This is a genomic window from Wolbachia endosymbiont (group A) of Colletes cunicularius, from assembly GCF_964264715.1.
In the GTDB taxonomy this organism is placed as follows: Bacteria; Pseudomonadota; Alphaproteobacteria; order Rickettsiales; family Anaplasmataceae; genus Wolbachia.
Genome location: NZ_OZ183471.1, coordinates 105882 through 124903, shown reverse-complemented (window position 1 = coordinate 124903; position 19022 = coordinate 105882). Strand labels below are relative to the sequence as shown.

Genomic DNA, 19022 nt, shown 5'->3' with positions numbered 1-19022 from the left:
CTCTGATAAAAAATATTCTCCATGCAATTATACTCATAATTGTAAGAAAGCGGATCAATCTATCTGCTGTTTGGAGCCTACATTCTTCAACTTTAAGACCGGATTTCAAAATTTTATGAAAAACCTCTATTCTCCATCTTAAGCAATACCATTGTATTTTTTCTACTGCTTCTTCAAAATTATTAATATTTATATTTGTTAACAAAATCCAGTTCATGGGCTCTTCGCCAAATGGGGGATATTTTTCTATAACATAGACAGCATTTAAATTTAAATTAGGAAGTTTTTGCGTTTTACGTCTAGCGTTGTTTTTTGATGCATTCATCACAAAGTTACTAAACTTTACTTCTAAAACTGTTGTTCTTTGAGGTTTGTTATCGCAAGCAGGAATACTCACTTGTATTTCTCCTTGGCAAGACATGCGATTCATCAAATCCCACAATCTTTCACCACCTTTTTCAGAATAAGTCGACTTCTTGTTTACTGTTCTGTTTTGATTTCCTCTTACTACAAAAAGAGATTGATTAGTGGAAGCAACTTCAAATAAATCATAAATATCTGCTTCTCTATCACAAACGGTAACTACCTTAACATCCTTTAATCCAGGATGTTTAGTAGAGTCTTTAAGTGATGCTATCCACCGTATGCTTTCTTTCTCTTCTATGGGAAGAGCAGTATTATGGCTTCTTCTTTTCAACTCCTTTAGGTCTTCAGCTAAGGGAGGTCTAGTACTAATTTTTTGATCCAATAATCCTATAGGTAGTCCTTCTGTTGTAACTGCAAACGTTGTATGCATCACTAATCCATGGGTTTTAAAATTAGTTGTTTTAGATGTTAATCTTGCTGCTATAATCCCTAATCCTTCGGTCTTTTTATGATTTTTATATGAAATATAACTCGTGTCCTGGATAGCTAAGATAGTTGAGTATTCTTTAGCTCTTTCAATATTTTTAATTATATGACTGTCTAATATCTTTCTTTCAGAAATGGCATCTTTTTGGAAAAATCTATAAGCTGCTTTACTTTGATGCCAATCTTCACAAGCTTGATTTATTGAACACTCAGGCGATTCAGCAAAACTATTAACTATTTTTAGAAGCCTTTTACTTAATCTTATATCACCAAAATTAACAATTCCAAATTCACTTTCTGCCCATTCGCCAGTTGAGGTATTTATAGTTCTTTTCATCATATATTCCATTTTTAGACCATAGATCTATTTATAATAGAAAGTTGAATTAGTAAGATAGCAGCTTTTTCTCCTTTTAACGCGAATTCTGGATTAAGGAAGGAAGAAAGTATAGGAAATAGAAGGCTTTGTGGATTTGATGGAATAGGAAATGAGAGTAGAAAAGATATGAACCAAAAAATTAACAGGGGATCTATGGCGAGTGTGTTCAATTTCTAGTCTATTTTTTAGGTAACCAAAAACAGTCTCAATGATAGACCTTTTTCTCAGTAAAATCTTCTCATTTAACGAAATCAATGTATTTTTCATACCTTTTTTCACCTTGGTAACAAGTTTCAAACCTCGGTCAAACAGCTTCTGAAAAAGCTCTTTTGCAATATAACCTTTGTCACCAAACAAAAGACCGATTAATTTTTCCGTCAGATTTGGCACAGGTATCCTATCATCAACATTGCCTTTTGTTAGCGTAAGTGCATGAATTTCAACATTTTCATTGATTACCATATGTAATTTGAAACCAAAAAACCAGCCGTAAGTGCTCTTGCTTAATTTTGCAATTCCAGCAAAAACTTTGTTTTTGGATATTCTTTTTGCATGACAAACTGCAATGGGAGTTGTGTCTATATATGAAATTCCAGTGTTTTCTGACTGTCCACAAAGCCAATGCAACAACATTGCTAAATGCCACAAAACCCTAGGCTTTAGAGCAACAAACCTGGTATATGAAGGTAACTTTGGAAACTCTGATTTGTAGAGCAACGTTAGGTAATGTAGATAGAAAGTTTTACACGGAGATTGTTGATATAGCAGGATTATTGTCATGATTTCGGAGTGCTCAATTTCCGTTGTTCTTGTGGGGTTTTTACCATTTGGCAGTAGTTTATCTGCAAAATTTTTCTCTATATCTCTGCAAAAATCATCGACCAAACAAAACAGTTTTGTTATATCTTCCATGGGTAACCTCATCTATTTTTTTATCACTGCTGAGTTTACCCTGTTTTCTTGCCTTTTCTATTCTCCTTTAATCCAGAATTCACGTTAAAACTATTGTGACAAAAGTAATGGGTGGTATAGGCAGCACTGGAAATACTTCCTTGATGGACCAATGTGGAACAGGAGACACAAAAAAGAACCAATAGGGTTATTTTTTTCTAAAGCAGACCTGATGCACGGCTTCAACTATATCTTCCACTTGCGGTAATGCTTTTTTTTCTAGGTTTGCAGCGTAAGGTAAGGGGATGTCCTTGCCAGTTACGCGCATAACTGGAGCATCAAGGTAGTCAAATCCTTGTTCCATAACAACGGCTGACAGCTCTGCTCCTATTCCTGCAAATGGCCATCCTTCTTCTACACTAACTAACCTATTAGTCTTCTGAATAGAGTTAATAACAGTTTGAGTGTCAAGTGGTCTTAAGGTTCTGAGGTCAATAACTTCAGCTTCTATACCTTCACCTGAAAGTAAATCTGCTGCGTTTAAAGCATCCATTAATTTCAGTGAGAAAGCAGTGATAGTTACATCCTTTCCTTCCCGTATAACAGCAGCCTTGCCTATCTCAAGTAGATAATCTTTATTTGACAGCTCAGAGTCAGAAACTTCATGTTCATGTCCGTAAGCTATTTCGTTTTCTAGAAATATTACCGGACTCAGGTCACGAATTGCAGCTTTAAGCAGACCTCTGCAATCGGAGGCAAAGTAAGGTGCTATCACTTTTAATCCCGGTATATGCGAATACCAAGATGCAAAGCATTGAGAGTGTTGTGCAGCAACTCTTGCTGCAGCACCATTTGGCCCACGAAATACTATGGGGCATCCAAGTTGTCCACCTGATATATAATTTGTTTTTGCTGCAGAATTCACGATTTGGTCGATAGCCTGCATAGAAAAATTAAAAGTCATAAATTCGACAATTGGCTTTAATCCAGCGAATGCTGCTCCAACAGCAAGGCCAGCAAATCCATGTTCGGTAATAGGCGTATCAACCACTCTATTTTCTCCAAACTCTTTCAGTAATCCTTTTGTTACTTTATAGGCACCATCATACTCTGCAACTTCTTCACCGATGATCAACACGTCAGGGTCGTTTTGCATTTCTTCTCTGATCGCTGTGCATAAAGCTTCTCTTACACTTAAGGTTTCCATTTATAAACTTTTATAGACTTTAACTAAAGTAACTATATCAGAATTACTAGGAAGCGTACAAATTAAGTTTTACAAACTGACCTTACCAGGATGATATGAATAAGTATTACTTGGTTGAAAGCAAGAGAAGATAATAACTTCTCAGAGCCTGTCTTCAAACTAAGTAGAAAGGAGTTAAGAAGTATGTTATAAGATATATTTTAAATGTACCCAAGCGATATAAGTGACAAAGAATGGAAGATAATAGAGCTATATTTTGAACCTAAAAAGACCGGCAGACCAAGAAAACATAGTATTAGAACAATTATTAACGCAATTCGCTATGTGATGAGGACAGGATGTCAATGGAGACAACTGCCTAAAGATTTTCCACCATGGAAAACAGTGTATAGTTGTAATTAGCGATTGAAAAAAAGTGGAATATGGCAAGAGATTCATGATTTTCTAGTTAAAAAAGTAAGAGAGATAATTGGTAAGAATGAAACTCCATCAGTGGGAATAATAGATAGCCAATCAGTAAAAACTACTCAAAAAGGGGATCCAGAGGATATGATGCTGGCAAAAAAGTAAAGGGTAGAAAGCGCCACATCGTTGTAGATACTGTAGGTCTTGTAATTGCTGCTGAAGTACAAAGTGCAAGCATTCAGGATCTTGATGGTGCACTAAATCTTTTTGTTCAAGCCAAATGCAAAGCTCCAACATTACATAAGTTTTTTGCTGATCAAGGATACACAGGTAAATTGCAAAACCTCTGCTTATTGGAAACTGGATGTTTATTGACGATTACCAAGAAAATAGTTGATACAGGATTTCAGGTTATTCCCAAACGTTGGATTGTTGAGAGAACCTTTGCTTGGCTCTCCAATTTTAGACGTATGAGTAAGGATTATGAGCATTCTCCTCTCACTTCAAAAAATAACATCTTCTTTAATATGATCACTATTATGCTTCACAAATTAGCTCATTCTTGAGTTTGAAGACAGGCTCTTAAATTTAGATATTGCAATTATACCTAAAATACTATAATTTTTAGTAAAGCTAGCATAAAGATTGAATAACAAACAGTGCCACAAAAGTAGTTGACACACAACTGCACGAACATTGTAATATGGTACAACGTTACAACGATGTCATGAAAGTAGCTGACACATAACTGTACGAACATTGAGATATAAGAGTAATTGTACCAAGAAAAAAGATGTCATCCGAGTAGCTTGACTACTTGGATCCAGGAAACTTAACTTTAAATAAGTGGCTGCATAATAAAGACTAGATTCCAGCGTCACGCGCTGGAATGACACCATTTTCGGTCTCTTAAATTGCTTTAGCTACAAACATTAAGAAATTTACCAAACGAAAAAAAAGGCAAAAGAAGCCCCGTGATGCTGGTTTTGACTCTATATTACTGTAAGTGGGGCTGTAATAATGTGCTAACGCTTAAAATAAGCGCGATTTGGCTGAATGTAGAAAAAATTTAAAAGACATGCAGCCGCTATAATTTTATGTAATCCGCCAAAAAATACCCTAAGTTTTTTACTGAATTTTGTCATTGAACCTGCGCAGATCAAAAACAAGTTTTGAGTTAGAAATACCCTTAATGTTATGATAAGGGGGCTGGCGAAGCTTGTCAAGTAAGTTTTTTCGTTTCTAACGGTTGTTGCCAAAAACTATACAAGAAGTCTTTTAAGATCAATCACTTATCTTCAAAGCTTGAATAAAAGCATTCTGTGGAATATTTACGTTCCCTATAGAATGCAACCTTTTTTTACCCTTCTTTTGCTTTTCAAGTAGTTTCATTCTTCGCGTTACATCTCCACCATAGAGTTTAGCTGTTACATCTTTTCTATATGGATTAATCGTTTCTCTGGCAATAATTTTCCCGCCCACTGCCGCTTGAATCGCGATTTTATATTGCTGACGTGGTATTAGATCCTTCAAGCGTGCGCATATTTCACGCCCCCTTTTTTCTGCTCTGCTTTTGTGAGCGATACAAGCCAGTGCATCTACGGGCTCTCCATTAATTAAAAAGCTTAATTTATCTATTTGGCTTACCAGATAGCTGGAAATTTCCCAATCCAAACTTGCATACCCCTTGGAAATTGATTTTAATCGATCATAAAAGTCAAAAACAACTTCAGACAGTGGTAACTTATATCTTAACAATGCTGTTGTTGTGTTACCAATGTAAGATAAATCTTCCTGTTCTCCCCTCCTCTCTTCACATAATGATAGAATCTCACCTAAATATTGGTCAGGGACCATTATGGTTGCAGTAATCCACGGCTCTTTTACCATTTCAATCTTTGTTGGATCTGGCATGTCACTAGGATTATGAATGCTAAGAACTTCACCACCTTGCGTTGTAACCTTATATATAACACTCGGTGCAGTTGCTGTTAGATCTAAATCAAATTCTCTCTCGAGCCTTTCTTGAATAACTTCAAGATGCAACATTCCCAAAAAACCACAACGAAATCCATAGCCTAGCGCATTTGAAGTTTCTGCTTCAAAAGTAAAACTTGCATCATTCAAATGTAATTTTTCCAGTGCTTCTCTTAAATATTTAAAGTCGTCCGTTTTATTAGGAAAAATACTACAAAATACCACAGGGTGCACTTCTTTAAAACCAGGAAACGCCTCGCTGCACGGTCTTTTCTCTTCAGTAATAGTGTCTCCCACTCTACAGTCTGCAACTTCCTTAATTGAAGCAGTGATAAAACCAACTTCACCTGCTGAGAGTTCACCTGTCATTACTTTTTTAGGAGTAAAAATACCGATATTGTCCACTTGGTATGTAGAGTTATTAGACATCATAACAATCTTCATGCCCTTTTTTAGCACTCCATTTTTAATTCGTACTAAAATTACTACTCCCAAATAAGTGTCATACCAACTATCAACTAAAATTGCCTGTAGTGGAGCATTCACATCACCTTGAGGAGCTGGAAGTTTTGTCACTATAGCTTCTAATACATCCCTTATTCCAAGACCAGTCTTGGCTGATATTAAAACTGACTCACTTGCGTCAATGCCAATTACTTCCTCAACCTGGAGTTTTACCTTTTCTGGATCTGCAGCAGGGAGATCAACTTTATTGAGTACAACTATTATTTCATGATTGTTGTCAATTGCCTTGTATACATTTGCAAGAGTCTGAGCTTCAACACCTTGACTGCTATCTACCACTAAAAGTGAGCCTTCACACGCTGCTAAACTTCGACTTACTTCATACGAAAAGTCAACATGACCTGGAGTGTCCATGAGATTTAAGCAATATTGATTACCATCATTTGCAGTATAGTTGAGCCTTACCGTCTGTGCTTTAATTGTAATCCCACGTTCGCGTTCTATATCCATCGAATCAAGCACTTGATTGGTCATTTCTCTTGCTTCAAGGCCGTTACATTTCTCTATTAAACGGTCAGCAAGCGTTGACTTACCGTGGTCTATATGCGCTATTATTGCAAAATTTCTTATGTTGTTCATTTATGGCTATTTTATTTAAGTAGAACCATTTTACATTTTAAGTGTTGTGAGGGCAATTATTTATTAAGAGACTATTTACTCCTTCAACATAGACGACACTTTTTTCGAGCAGGAAATCACTTTATTAACCATATAGTTTTCATGATTATTATCTATTTTAGGCAACTCATACAGATAATTTACCATCATCCCAACTGACTGACTAATGCCCTTTTCAGAAGTATCCGCCATCCAGTTCAATTGTTTTATTGATGCACCATTGCTTAAATGAAAATGCGCCACTGGATCATAGGCACTTCCATTATCGCTCTTAACCTTGAGCAAGTAATATGCACATAGTTTAAGCAAGCACTGTTTTTCACATTCAACGTTAATTTTTAATTGCTCTGCACTTTCTAAAATTTCTGCACTAGATTGTTTTATATTTAGTTTACCCAATAAAGTGACATCTTGGTTTAGATTGTTTTTTAGCCATTTCGTAAAGCCAGGTATTGGAGAAAGAGTTGCGTATGTTTTTATACTTTTAAACTCTTGCGATAGCTTTTCTACAACCCTTTTGATCAAAAAATTACCAAGGCTGATTCCAGATAACCCTGCTTGAGTATTTGATATTGAGTAGAATATAGCAGTGCTTGCACTACTTGGATCACTTGAAGGTGCTGATTCATCTAAAAGATGTTGAATGCTATCTGCAATCTTATTCACCAATGCAACCTCTACAAAAATTAGAGGTTCGTTTGGTATTTTGTAATGAAAGAAAGCAAAACAGAGACGATCAGAATCTAGTCTGTTTTTTAAGTCATCCCAAGAGGAAATTTTATGCACAGCTTCATATTTTATAAGTTTTTCTAGCAATGATGCAGGTGAATCCCAGGTGATTTGACGAAGATCGAGTAGATCAACATCAACCCAAGTATAGAGTATATTTTTTAATTCATTCTCTAGTGGATTCAAACTTCTATATTGGTTCTTTAGCTTAAGCACATCAGAACGCATATCAACAATAAACTTGAGGCCTTCTGGTAGAGAAATAAATTGCTTCAATATTTTAGAACGCGGTGATTCAAGAATTTTTATTAAATCCTGTTCAAATTTATAGTTTAACTCGGGATCTTGATTTTCCTTGTACTCTTTTATTTTCTCATCTATTTCTTCTTTATGTAGACTAAATTTTTCTGCCAGGGTTTGCAGAAATTTTATTCTACCTTTCTCTGATAAGCTTAAGTACAAATTACCAAGAGATACAGCATTCTTACGTGCTGAAACCTCCCCTCCCTTTGGATTTAAGCACTCGTTCATCTTCAAGACTAAACTATCGATATCGCGACTGTTGCTTAAATCAGGACCGATGTTACCAATCCACGATCTTACAGCATCTGCCACTTCACCTAGTATTTTAAAAAAGCTTCTTACCGCTTTTTTGTCTTCAACTTTCACTATATCAGTTTTTACCAATGATTCTTTTGTCATAGATTTCCTTTATTATACATGGCTAATGCAAGTCAGGTTTCCCTACGTCATACTGCCGCGGTATCTCTAGATCCCGCTAACAAGCAGCGTGATGACGAATTTGTCGTTTGTCAAATCGTCGGTAAACCCAAGTTATTTTAGCTACATATAGCTTAAGTTAAAGGAAAATTTTAGCTACATAGCAGGCACTATTAATGAATTATTAATAATTCAGTAATACAATAGACTTCTTGCACTACCTCCCAAGCCACAACTGTCATTCAGTAGAAACAAAAAACTTCCTTGACAAACTCCTCCAGCCCCCTTATTATGACAGTAAGGGTATTTATGACTCAAAACTTGTTTTTGACCTGCAGGCTCAATGACAAAATTCAGTAAAAAACTTAGGGTATTTTTTGGCGGATTACATAAAATTATAGCGGCTGCATGTCTTTTTTATTTTTTCTACATTCAGCTAAATCGCGCTTATTTTAAGCGTTAGCACATTATTACAGCGCCACTTACAGTAATATAGAGTCAAAGCACCACGGGGCTTCTTTTGCCTTTTTTTTCGTTTGGTAAATTTCTTAATGTTTGTAGCTAAAGCAATTTAAGAGACCGAAAATGGTGTCATTCCAGCGCGTGACGCTGGAATCTAGTCTTTATTATGCAGCCACTTATTTAAAGTTAAGTTTTCTGGATCCAAGTAGTCAAGCTACTCGGATGACACCTTGACAATCGTCATCCCGCTACTTGTTAGCGCCGCGGCGGTATGACGGTCTGCGGCAGTATGAACGTGAATTCTGGATTAAAGGAGAATAGAAAAGGCAAGAAAACAGGGTAAACTCAGCAGTGATAAAAAAATAGATGAGGTTACCCATGGAAGATATAACAAAACTGTTTTGTTTGGTCGATGATTTTTGCAGAGATATAGAGAAAAATTTTGCAGATAAACTACTGCCAAATGGTAAAAACCCCACAAGAACAACGGAAATTGAGCACTCCGAAATCATGACAATAATCCTGCTATATCAACAATCTCCGTGTAAAACTTTCTATCTACATTACCTAACGTTGCTCTACAAATCAGAGTTTCCAAAGTTACCTTCATATACCAGGTTTGTTGCTCTAAAGCCTAGGGTTTTGTGGCATTTAGCAATGTTGTTGCATTGGCTTTGTGGACAGTCAGAAAACACTGGAATTTCATATATAGACACAACTCCCATTGCAGTTTGTCATGCAAAAAGAATATCCAAAAACAAAGTTTTTGCTGGAATTGCAAAATTAAGCAAGAGCACTTACGGCTGGTTTTTTGGTTTCAAATTACATATGGTAATCAATGAAAATGTTGAAATTCATGCACTTACGCTAACAAAAGGCAATGTTGATGATAGGATACCTGTGCCAAATCTGACGGAAAAATTAATCGGTCTTTTGTTTGGTGACAAAGGTTATATTGCAAAAGAGCTTTTTCAGAAGCTGTTTGACCGAGGTTTGAAACTTGTTACCAAGGTGAAAAAAGGTATGAAAAATACATTGATTTCGTTAAATGAGAAGATTTTACTGAGAAAAAGGTCTATCATTGAGACTGTTTTTGGTTACCTAAAAAATAGACTAGAAATTGAACACACTCGCCATAGATCCCCTGTTAATTTTTTGGTTCATATCTTTTCTACTCTCATTTCCTATTCCATCAAATCCACAAAGCCTTCTATTCCCTATACTTTCTTCCTTCCTTAATCCAGAATTCGCGTTAGCAGAGCAAGATAAGGAGCTTGGTCTTATTAAGATTAATGGTCAAGAATTATCCAAAGTACAGTTATATGACTTTGGAACTAAAATTAATGTAGAAGGTAGTGTGCCATTACTTATTAATGCTGATATGAATTTAGATAGTAAAAGCTTCTCAGATTATTTAAGTGCAGGAAAAATAAGTATGACAGCTAGAGAATATCTTAAAAACTTGAAAAATAGCAAGAATGTAGAAGAAGTGATACAAGCAACCAAGGTAATTCCTTTTGAAGGTTCAAAACGTGAAATTGAGGGAGCAGAACAGACACGCAAGCCGAAACGATCTTTATTGAAGCAGTTGGTTAAAGGAGCGGTTAATTTTATAGCTAGTAATCTTACTACTACTTTTTTTACTAATGCTAGTCGGTCAGAAAGCCAGTTGCCAGGAAAAACAGACAATAAACCTGAAACCTATTTAAATGATCCAATAGCGAACAACCAACTACAAAGATCACTGTGATATTTCTTCCTTGAGTTGTACAATTTCATCTTGAGGAAGACCAGTAGATTCAGCTATTAAGTCAACAGATACGCCAGCTTTAAGTAGATTTTTAGCCACTGCTATTTTAGCCTGTTTTTCGCCCTCTTCTCTGCCTTTTTCCTGGCCGATTTGGATGCCTTCTTGTCTACCTTCTAGTCTACCTTTTTGAGTAGCATCATCAAGTTTTTGAGCGAGGACAGCCTGTTCATCAAGAATACGTTTTATTTCCTGTTCATAGGCAATAAATTCTTTTTCTGACCAGTTGAATCTATTTAGCTCTTCATAGGCCTTTTTAATTATTAGATCACTACCTATTATTTTTTCCAGCTCTTCTTCACTAGTCTCATCTGCATATTTAAAGAAGTAGATCCATTTCTCGACTATACTTGAAAGCTGATCCTCTTTGGTTTTTGGAAATTTTGGCAACTCAATAAATATGAAGTAAAAATCTTTTAGATCGTGTTCATTAGTACCTTCATCGCGAATAGTATGCTTTGATTTATACTCAGATTTATTAGGAAACAGTACACAATCTGCTATAGCAATGAAGATAATTTCCTTAAGGTTATGGTATTGATCGCCTTTATCAGCTTGTCTTGAGTAGGCTTTAGCAGCATAGTATTGGGCACGTTTTTCAAAGCCTTTAGTTTTAGCGACCTGCATTTCGACGATCACTTGCACCCCATTTTCATCTCTGCAGAGAACATCAACAATACTTTGCTTTTTAGCGGCGATATCAGGGTCTTGAATAGTACTTAAAAACTCTATATCCTTTATTTCATTTTTACCAGTGAGGCCAAGAATATCATTGAGGAAGTGAATAAGGATACCTTTATTTTTTTCAGTACCAAAGATACGCCGAAATGCGACATCATTCTTCGGATCGAGAAACTTCGAAAGAGCCATAAGAAATAAAGTGAAAAAACATTAATAATTATACACAATTCTGAAGAAATATTCAACTTTTTTATATTGAAATCTTGTTTTTTTAAGCTTCGAGAAAAAATGACCTTCAGAGGTGGGCTTAGAATCGCATTCTCTGCTTTAGACGTCCTTTTGTATATCTTTTATCAACCCTTCTGTAAAGTACCTAAAAACCCCAGCTCATGAGTTTAGTGGTCATACCTATTTTAAGTGTGAAGTTCTCATTTTAGCTTGTCACGGCATAGGCATTTAATATACTAGTTTTTAACAGGCATCTGAGAGTATGTGAAAAAGAGTAACCCTGCAAGATACAAAATAGCACAAAAGGTAAGAAGCTGGAGGTTAAGAAGAAAATGTACCGTAAGAGATCTAGCAGACAAAACAGGTATAAAATATTATACGCTGCTAAAATATGAACAAGGGGTACAAGGTATTCCAACTGAAGACTTAAAAAGACTAGCGGATGCATTATCAATTAAGGCTGGAGGTCTATTTTCTAGACAAAAAGTACTAAGAGAAAACTGTTGTTTTGATAAAGCCAAGGAACAAGCAATATACAATCTCATGGCACAAACAAGAGAACGCAAGGCAATTTATGCATTGACCCAATCTATTTGAGCTGAAGAGGAAAGTGATGTCAAAGCAGGATTTGCTAATGATATAATCTACCGAGCAACAGGCTTATCAGCTGATGAATATGAAAATAAAGAAGAAAAAAGTTCTAAGCATCGAAGCAAAAGACAAGAGATGAAAAAGTGGAGAATAATACAAGGGTATACGCAAGAGGAATTAGCGAAGGAGCTTGGTATAGGAGGTCCACAGATACATTACTATGAACAAGGAAGCACCATGTTCGGTGAGAGGTTATGGGAAATAGCAAGAAAATTATCAGTGAATGTTGAAGATCTGGTAACGGAAGAAGAATGCTATGAAGATAAGGATGGTGAAGGAGAAAAAGAGCTATTAAGTTGGGCGAGAGAGTCTAAAAAAATCAGCAATCAAAAATCACGAGATGAACTAGGCATATGGATAGAGTTTTTATTCCAAAGGAGACAAATTTATGAGGAAAAAATTAATAAAATTGAGGGAATTAAAGTCGCAAATAATTTAATTAGAATGGGTGTTTCTATTGATGTCATTTCCCAAATAACAGGCCTGACTGCTAAGGAATTTGCGTAATTTGATAGCAAAAATTTCATAACCTGCATATTTTTTTGCAAAATATTCGTGTTGCTAGTGCATTTTATTGAAAGGATAATATTTAAATAGAAATAGAAAGTTATTTAATAAATATATTAGTGGAGATCTTTGGAAACTCGTTTAGATTCTTCTTTTGCTGGCTCAACTGAAACATTTTCCAACTTTTCTGGCTCAGCTACCGTTTTGGATTTTGCTTTGCGTTGTGTGATAGCTTTCTTTAGTGTCTTGACTGCGATAAAATTGATACTGAAAACACATGCAGAAGTTATTGCAAGTGCTGGAAAAGGGGTCAAATTGAACATTGGTAAAATTGCTACAATCGTTCCAGCTGTGAGTAAAAATGCTAACTTCTTGCTTCCAATGATCTTGTTTTTCTTAGCTTTTATCGGATTTAGGTTCTTTAGCTTACCTTTTAGCTTTTTGAGACCATTTTTGAACATTTTTCCCCTTTTTGAATCCTTCTCTACGTGTTTAGTTTTGAATACTTTTATTTTCCACTTGTTATCTTTTTCGATATTTTCTGCTTTAGAGGTTAATTCAACTTTTTTCTGCCATAGCGTAGGTTTCATCACAATTTCAGGGCTTAGCGGTTTCGGCTTATCGTTAGCTTCTTGAACTTTTTTATGTTTTTTCGGCAAAGCTATATTCTTTAAGCCCTTTTTCGCTTTTTTATATAAGTTCTTTATCTTGCTTGGCATTTTTACGTGAATTAAGATACGATATCGCAGAATTTATCTATTAATTCCTGGTTGTCCTCTATCATTGTATTTGCCTCTTGCTGCAGATATTTAATATTTTTGAATGTAATATTATCCATCTCAGCTGATGCTACTTTCAGTTGCGATTGTATTCGTATATATTTGTCACCTATTACTTGATCAAGCTGATAGTTTATTGCATCTAAACTTGAAGAAAACATCACATGTAGTAGTGGTTTTATCCACCCTATTCTTCCAAATCTCCTTGAATTAGCATACTTTATACTTCTATTTGTTCTTCCAGTACCTATTGATACCAGTACAATATCATCATTTGGAAACAACCTCTTGCCACTTGCATATGCACAAGCAGCTGGATTATTGGCAAATACCCCGCCATCCACTAATACTCTGTCTATCTGGTTGATTTTTAGATGTTTTGGTATGAAATACGTTGGTGCAGCTGTTGTAGCTCTGAGCGCGTCTTTTAGTTTAATAAAGTTTCTGTCTTCTCTCCAGCTTTTAAAGAAAAATGGGCAATTATTGTGAATGTCATAACTGGTAAGCAGTAGATTACTTGAAACATCAGCAATAGTACTTTTGCCGAAGTATTTATCGAGAATGAATTCTATGTTTTTATATGAGTATTGAGCACCATTTAGCCAAGAAGCGATTGACCTTCTCCAGAATGATGATTCAAAGATATATGATCCATATTGTTGATAAAGCTGGACCAAGTCATTTGTAGAGTATTGAGGTTTTCCTCGTTCATCTTTCTTGCATAACCCTGCTGCAACGATGCCACCTGTTGAAGTTCCTGCCATAAGATCAAAGATTTCAGCAATCGGTTTCTTTGCTCTCTTTTCTATTTCTGCTAATATTATGGCCGGTATGATGCCTCTTATGCCTCCGCCGTCAACGGATAAGATGTACTTTGTCATTGTGAAACTTAGTTGTGTTTGTGAATGGCTTCAAGTTCATTGACTTCTTCAGTGAGGTTTTTCACTCTCTCTTCAAGTCGATAGACTATTTCTATTAGTCCTTGGTTTTTTTCTATAAATTTATCATGGATGTGCACCCGTAAATCGAGCTTCGCCAACCACCAGATTACTGCTACGGTTTGGATTAACATGGTAATAATTACCGTAATTGGGATTTTTTGATTTTGCATGTTTATATTGCCGATAATAGCTTATTTTCGGATTTATTCTGATCCTCTGCTTCTGCAAGTAGCTTAATGATTTCCCTGTAAGGTTTATCTTTATTGTGCCTTGACCTTAATACAGCTACATCCCTTGGATTTTTTCCATCTTTATTTCTGATTGTAGGATTTGCACCTTTCTCCAATAAAAGCCTTATGATTTCTAAATCTCCTCGATATGCAGCATTGTGAAGTGCTGTACTTCCATACCCGTTGATAATATTTACATTAATTTCTTCGTTTATCAAAAACTTGACAACTTCTAAGCATCCTTCTCCTGCAGCATAATGTAATGTAGTAAGTTTAGAAATTTGCTTATCTATATCTAATAAATTTTTTACTGAAAACTTCACAATTTCTAAGTTACAATTTTCAGATGCAATCCGCAGTATTGTTTTATAATTGTCTGTAGCTTTTGCTTTCATATAGCAACAGGTAATAATAACACATACTACTGTTACTATAAACCACCAAAAGTGTAGCTTATTTCTTGAGTCTCTATTCATATTCAATACTTTTTTCAACATTAAACATTTGTTTTACTGATTTTCCCTTAACGTTTACTGATAGATGCTGATAATACAGTGCGATAACCTGAACTATCTAACACATGCTCTGCTCTGTCAATTATCCATTCACCGTCTATATCTTGATGAAACCCTAACAAGCTAAGTTTCGCCTCTGCAAATAGTTCTGGATCACCAGGCATAGTGATATCCAACACTGCATTATTTCGCTTGAGTTGTTTAATTTTAGCATTTGCTGCACTTAGTGCTGATTCTGCATTCGAATAAAGCGTTTGTATAATATAACTTGGACTACCAAAGCCAACTGTTTCTGATATAGTTTCACCTTTTTCATAGCTATGCCATTTTGCAATCACTGAGTTGTACCTGCTTACGGTAAAATGCACTTTCCAATTTATCGTGTCTTGAGGTCTAAGAGCTGTTGTTCCTAAAGCTTTTCCAGTTGCCGATTTTGCTTTGCCTTTTGGAATAAAAAGTATATATCCGCCAGCTAGCTTTGCCATTGCTTCACGCTCTGTTGCGATCTTTGTTAACAGACTTATATCACTTTCTTCTATTTGGTTAATATGTGGAATCAACACACTTGCAAATTCTTCTGCAACTCTGCACCCATATCCGTGTTTTTCTGCTATTTCCTTAACCAAGTTACCTAAAGTAATTTGATGCCATTCTTTAGATACTTTCTCTTTTAATGAGAGTCTTAAATTTGTTGCATGAGCCTTTATTAGTAAGGTTTTAGGTGGACTCTGCACTGTAATTTCATTAACCGTATATATACCCATAGGTACTACTCCAGTTTCCTTGTAACCTAGAGCGATACTTAATTCATTCGGAACATCTATGTTTTCATCTCTGTAATCAACACACACTTCAACTACATCGTCTATTGTCCCAGATTCATCTGTAAGGCGCAATGAGATAACTCTATCTTTAATTGATTCACATTTATCTATTATAAAATCTGGCTGCATTTATTCCCAGACCTTTAATTTTGACTTTTGTACTGTTTTCTTAATAGTAGGAAGTTTTATCTTTAATCCAGCAGGCAAAAAGCTTCCGTATTCTGCCAAACCTAAGTTCTCTGCTAGTACTAATTCCACTACTCCATCCGTAAACCCGTAATGTTTCCAGCAAATCAGATCTAGCATTTCTCCTTCTTTAGTTAAGTAATATATAGTCATCTATAGCTTTTCAAACTCAAACTAAATTCAACTTTTCTCGGTAGTCCATTAGGTAAAAAATACATCTGCTTTTCTTCTAACTTGGTAATTACGAATTGTCCTAAAATATTACCTAAACTATCTACTAAAACATGTGGTTTTTCAGCTTCTTTCATATTCTTTAATTGGTTTAGCCCGTTAAGATTATGAAGATAAATCATTCCTTCCAAATCTATATTTTCTACACCTTGGCCGATATTTTGCAATAGTGGCATATTTTCAATACACTCAATCGTGCTCCAACGATTTTCTCTATTATACTTTAAACTTGTTGGAGCAAATTTATACGGGCCAAGAGACAACACTTTAATAAACGGGGTCTATGTTATCAAACAGAACATCACGTGATTTTTCTCTTATCCTTTTTATTACTTCATCAGCAAGGCTACGAACATCCTGAGTTGCTGCTGCTTGAATGCTTATGTTAAAATAATTATGTTGAGTTTGGTTAAAAGTTTTATTTTCATACTTGCCTTTTATGTACTCTTCTAGATTTTTCTCATCTGCTATAGATTTCTTTTCTGTGATAGTATGTGTAATCTTAACATTATTCGAGCTATTCTGGGAAATTTCTTTGAGTGCACTATTACTTAATAGAGGATTTCTGTTATTAAAAATGTTGTTTTGAGAGAGTATACTGCTGTTTTTTCCATCAACCAACGAAACAACAGTTTTTCTCTTTTCAAATTCTTTCAGTGGACTATTTTCAGAGATTTTTCCAAATATGCTACTAACTGTATTTCCTACCCATGAAAAAGCTTTCCCTATAGGGTTAATGAGTGATTTCCAAAAGCTAGAGAAAAAGTCTTTCACCTTTTGCCAGTTGGTGATAACAAGTGCTGCACCTGTGACAAGTCCAGTAATTAAAAGCCCTATAGGATTACTCATTACAGCAAGCGTTATTGCTCTTAGTCCTGTTATTACTGCAGGAAAAACTGTAGCTGATAAAAATGAAAATGTTGCAATTATTTTTGTCCTTAAACCGAGAACTGCACTTGCTAAAAAAGTAAATCCATAACCTAACCCCACTACCAAGATTTTCAAACTTATTAAAGCTGCTATAGTTCCCATGATTGCTGTAGTTAAGGTTGGATATTTTTCTGCAAATAAAGCTATGCTCCTAGTTTTTTCTTGTAAAAATTCAGCTATAGATTTTAAAGTAGGCAGCATCACTGAATCCAGATTCATACCAACTTCAGCTATTGCGTTTCGAAGAAGTCGTAATTTACTGGCTGTAGTGTCTGCACGATTTTTAAATTCTTTCTGCAGAGAGCTCTTGTACTCTTCTGTGTCAGCTAGTAACTTTATTGCATCTTCGTATTTGTTAAAACTTCCAGCTAATAATGCAATATCATCTTGATATTCCTGACCGAAAAGTTTCATAAGGACTGTAGAACGTTCCTGGTTATCCATTTTCTTTAGAGTTTGAAAAAAGTAGAGTAACGCTTCTTCGCCGTTTTCGCTTATTCTTTGTACTATTTCTTCTGCAGTTATTCCCATTTGCTCTAATGCTGCTTTAAAATCCCCTCCTTGTTCTTCAGCAGTCTGAAGTTTACTAAGTAGAGCATTTATAGCAGTTGCAGCTTTTTCAGGTGTTTTACCTAAGCTAATGAAAGCATTTGCTAAACTACTTGTTTTCTCGATATCCAAACCAAACTGCTTTGCAGTACCACCAACTATTGCTAGAGCTTCAACCATATCTCTTGCTTTAGCAGCAGTGTTATCTGATAAGTGGTTGATCACATTACCAACATGTTCCATTCTACTAACATCAATTCCATAAACGTTAGAGAGTTTAGCTATAGAATCACCTGCTTGCTCTGCAGACATATCAAATGCTGTAGACATTTTTGCCACTGTTTCTGTAAACATAAAAAGATCTTCTTTCTTGATACCAAGTTGACCACCGCTTGCAGCTATTTGTGCCAGTTCTGCCGCTGATAATGGTATAGTATGTGACATCTCTTTCAACTTCTTGGCAAATTTAGTTGCTTCATCCGTTCCTTTTTTAAAATCTACCACTTTTGTAACATCAGCCATAGCACTTTCAAAGTCAATCGCAACTTTAACTGGAGCTGCAAGCGTTAGCCCTAGTCCAATAGTCTCTATAATTTGTAACTTAAAATGTGCTTTACTTGCTAAAACATTTTGGTGACTACGTATTGCAGATCCAAGCTTACCATACTTACCTTTTAGTACTTCAATAGAAGAACCAAGTTTATATTGATCACTTACTAATGACTTAATATTTCTTCCACTTTTCCTTACTTCTTCATTGAATGAATGCAAGGCATCTCTCTTTCTTAAGTATGCCTCTTTTGCTTTTGTTGCAGAAAACTTAGCTTTATCAAACTCAGCTTTTAAAGTTTTGCTCGGTTTCTCTATCGCTTTCATTTGTTTAGCTAAAGACTTTACTTGATCTTCAAAGCCCTTCCATGATCTCCTGCTAGTCAAAACATCACTACCCAACTGCTTAAACTTTGATACTGATTTTAAAGATGAGTCAAGCTTTCTTATATTCTCACCAAGACGAGTAAGTTGACTACTACTTCCCTTTATTACAGTACTGAAACTGCCATCCAAGATTGCTCCGATTTTTATAGATAACGTTGACATTTCGCTGCTTCATTCCATAGGATAAATTCATTAATTTCCATATCAAGCAAAGGCTCAATTCCACTACCAATAATAGAACTAAGCGTGATTACTTCTGACC

20 protein-coding genes and 1 pseudogene are annotated in these 19022 nt (G+C 35.4%); 7 read left to right on the top strand and 14 right to left on the bottom strand.

The features are described 5' to 3' along the window. Nucleotides 1-4: 4 nt before the first annotated feature. The 3 genes and pseudogenes from ACFELZ_RS00705 to ACFELZ_RS00695 form a co-directional block, all read right to left on the bottom strand. Nucleotides 5-1192: pseudogene (locus ACFELZ_RS00705) on the bottom strand (IS4 family transposase); the annotation flags it as partial. 90 nt (nt 1193-1282) lie between these two features. Then, nucleotides 1283-2143 carry an IS982 family transposase gene (locus tag ACFELZ_RS00700; RefSeq protein WP_375315786.1) on the bottom strand — a complete coding sequence of 287 codons (861 nt, stop codon included), beginning with the start codon at nt 2141-2143 and terminating at the stop codon, nt 1283-1285. Between the two features lie 187 nt (nt 2144-2330). Continuing rightward, nucleotides 2331-3329: a pyruvate dehydrogenase complex E1 component subunit beta gene (locus tag ACFELZ_RS00695; RefSeq protein WP_375316274.1), complete on the bottom strand. Its 999-nt coding sequence runs from the start codon at nt 3327-3329 to the stop codon at nt 2331-2333. A gap of 204 nt (nt 3330-3533) precedes the next feature. Here ACFELZ_RS00695 and ACFELZ_RS00690 point away from each other — a divergent pair, with 204 nt between their 5' ends. Genes ACFELZ_RS00690 through ACFELZ_RS00680 form a run of 3 tightly spaced genes read left to right on the top strand, consistent with a single transcriptional unit; the run spans nt 3534 to nt 4300 of the window. Then, complete coding sequence (locus ACFELZ_RS00690; protein ID WP_375315797.1) at nt 3534-3731, top strand: transposase; 198 nt, start codon at nt 3534-3536, stop codon at nt 3729-3731. 3 nt (nt 3732-3734) lie between these two features. Further along, nucleotides 3735-3899 (top strand): hypothetical protein, encoded by a 165-nt coding sequence (locus tag ACFELZ_RS00685; RefSeq protein WP_375315827.1) that lies wholly within the window; start codon nt 3735-3737, stop codon nt 3897-3899. Continuing rightward, nucleotides 3842-4300 carry a transposase gene (locus tag ACFELZ_RS00680; protein ID WP_375316627.1) on the top strand — a complete coding sequence of 153 codons (459 nt, stop codon included), beginning with the start codon at nt 3842-3844 and terminating at the stop codon, nt 4298-4300. Before ACFELZ_RS00685 ends, ACFELZ_RS00680 begins: the two co-directional genes overlap by 58 nt. A gap of 718 nt (nt 4301-5018) precedes the next feature. Here ACFELZ_RS00680 and lepA read toward each other — a convergent pair. Continuing rightward, on the bottom strand, nt 5019-6815 hold the full coding sequence (gene lepA / locus ACFELZ_RS00675) for a translation elongation factor 4 (RefSeq protein ID WP_375316273.1): 1797 nt from the start codon (nt 6813-6815) through the stop codon (nt 5019-5021). Nucleotides 6816-6890: 75 nt separating this feature from the next. After that, nucleotides 6891-8285: a malonyl-CoA decarboxylase gene (locus ACFELZ_RS00670; RefSeq protein ID WP_375316272.1), complete on the bottom strand. Its 1395-nt coding sequence runs from the start codon at nt 8283-8285 to the stop codon at nt 6891-6893. An 858-nt stretch (nt 8286-9143) separates the two neighbouring features. On the opposite strand from ACFELZ_RS00670, the gene ACFELZ_RS00665 reads away from it, so the two are divergent. Then, entirely contained in the window at nt 9144-10004 is an 861-nt protein-coding gene (locus ACFELZ_RS00665; RefSeq protein ID WP_375315868.1) for an IS982 family transposase, read from the top strand. Nucleotides 10005-10122: 118 nt separating this feature from the next. Continuing rightward, the gene (locus ACFELZ_RS00660) at nt 10123-10515 is read left to right on the top strand and encodes a hypothetical protein (RefSeq protein ID WP_375316271.1); all 393 of its coding nucleotides are present in this window, start codon (nt 10123-10125) and stop codon (nt 10513-10515) included. On the opposite strand, the gene ACFELZ_RS00655 is transcribed toward ACFELZ_RS00660, so the two are convergent. After that, entirely contained in the window at nt 10507-11442 is a 936-nt protein-coding gene (locus ACFELZ_RS00655) for an Rpn family recombination-promoting nuclease/putative transposase (RefSeq protein WP_375316270.1), read from the bottom strand. The genes ACFELZ_RS00660 and ACFELZ_RS00655 overlap by 9 nt on opposite strands. Nucleotides 11443-11745: 303 nt before the next feature. Between ACFELZ_RS00655 and ACFELZ_RS00650 the strand changes: the two genes are divergently transcribed. Continuing rightward, nucleotides 11746-12078, top strand: a complete 333-nt coding sequence (locus tag ACFELZ_RS00650) for a helix-turn-helix domain-containing protein (protein ID WP_375315982.1) — start codon at nt 11746-11748, stop codon at nt 12076-12078. Nucleotides 12079-12207: 129 nt separating this feature from the next. Then, on the top strand, nt 12208-12639 hold the full coding sequence (locus tag ACFELZ_RS00645) for a helix-turn-helix domain-containing protein (protein WP_375315983.1): 432 nt from the start codon (nt 12208-12210) through the stop codon (nt 12637-12639). Between the two features lie 116 nt (nt 12640-12755). Here the strand turns inward: ACFELZ_RS00645 and ACFELZ_RS00640 are convergent, their stop codons facing one another. The 8 genes from ACFELZ_RS00640 to ACFELZ_RS00605 are packed head-to-tail and all read right to left on the bottom strand — an operon-like array spanning nt 12756 to nt 18922. Beyond that, a complete protein-coding gene (locus ACFELZ_RS00640) occupies nt 12756-13358 on the bottom strand; it encodes a hypothetical protein (protein ID WP_375316269.1) in 603 nt (200 codons plus the stop codon). A gap of 11 nt (nt 13359-13369) precedes the next feature. Next, the gene (locus ACFELZ_RS00635; protein ID WP_375316235.1) at nt 13370-14299 is read right to left on the bottom strand and encodes a patatin-like phospholipase family protein; all 930 of its coding nucleotides are present in this window, start codon (nt 14297-14299) and stop codon (nt 13370-13372) included. Between the two features lie 8 nt (nt 14300-14307). Then, on the bottom strand, nt 14308-14529 hold the full coding sequence (locus tag ACFELZ_RS00630) for a hypothetical protein (protein ID WP_375316236.1): 222 nt from the start codon (nt 14527-14529) through the stop codon (nt 14308-14310). A gap of 2 nt (nt 14530-14531) precedes the next feature. After that, a complete protein-coding gene (locus ACFELZ_RS00625) occupies nt 14532-15086 on the bottom strand; it encodes an ankyrin repeat domain-containing protein (protein WP_375316237.1) in 555 nt (184 codons plus the stop codon). A gap of 26 nt (nt 15087-15112) precedes the next feature. After that, a complete protein-coding gene (locus ACFELZ_RS00620; RefSeq protein ID WP_375316268.1) occupies nt 15113-16057 on the bottom strand; it encodes a phage tail protein in 945 nt (314 codons plus the stop codon). Beyond that, nucleotides 16058-16267: a tail protein X gene (locus ACFELZ_RS00615; protein ID WP_341814232.1), complete on the bottom strand. Its 210-nt coding sequence runs from the start codon at nt 16265-16267 to the stop codon at nt 16058-16060. Beyond that, a complete protein-coding gene (locus ACFELZ_RS00610; RefSeq protein ID WP_341814233.1) occupies nt 16264-16611 on the bottom strand; it encodes a phage tail protein in 348 nt (115 codons plus the stop codon). Before ACFELZ_RS00610 ends, ACFELZ_RS00615 begins: the two co-directional genes overlap by 4 nt. Nucleotide 16612: 1 nt before the next feature. Then, complete coding sequence (locus tag ACFELZ_RS00605) at nt 16613-18922, bottom strand: phage tail tape measure protein (protein ID WP_375316267.1); 2310 nt, start codon at nt 18920-18922, stop codon at nt 16613-16615. Nucleotides 18923-19022 lie beyond the last annotated feature (100 nt).